Raw genomic sequence first — 515 nt, forward strand, 5'->3', positions numbered from 1 at the left:
GTAAGTATTACACCAGCACAAATAAACAATGGCTCAACCGATAACTGTGGCATCCAATCAATGAGTTTAGATACAACATCATTTGATTGTAGCAATGTAGGAACGAATACAGTAACCTTAACGGTAACTGATGTTAATGGAAACACTAATACAAAAACAGCTACTGTAACCGTAGAAGATAAAGTGAGTCCAACAGTGGTAATACAGGATATCACGGCTCAATTAGATGCCACAGGAAATGTTTCAATTACGCCTGTACAAATCAATAATGGTTCAACGGATAACTGTGGAGTTCAATCAATGAGTTTAGATACAACTTCATTTGATTGTACCAATGTTGGAGCAAATACGGTAACCTTAACCGTGACGGATGTTAACGGAAATGTAAACACGAAGACTGCAACCGTAACCGTAGAAGATAAGGTAACCCCAACAGTGGTAACACAGGATATCACGGTTCAATTAGATACTACAGGAAATGTAAGTATTACACCAGCACAAATAAACAATGGCTC

1 pseudogene is annotated in these 515 nt (G+C 37.9%); it reads left to right on the plus strand.

Features of this window, described 5'->3' with window-relative positions:
• Positions 1-515, plus strand: a pseudogene (locus tag Q0958_RS18865) (hypothetical protein); the annotation flags it as partial.

The sequence above is a fragment of the uncultured Tenacibaculum sp. genome (assembly GCF_947499065.1).
GTDB lineage: Bacteria > Bacteroidota > Bacteroidia > Flavobacteriales > Flavobacteriaceae > Polaribacter.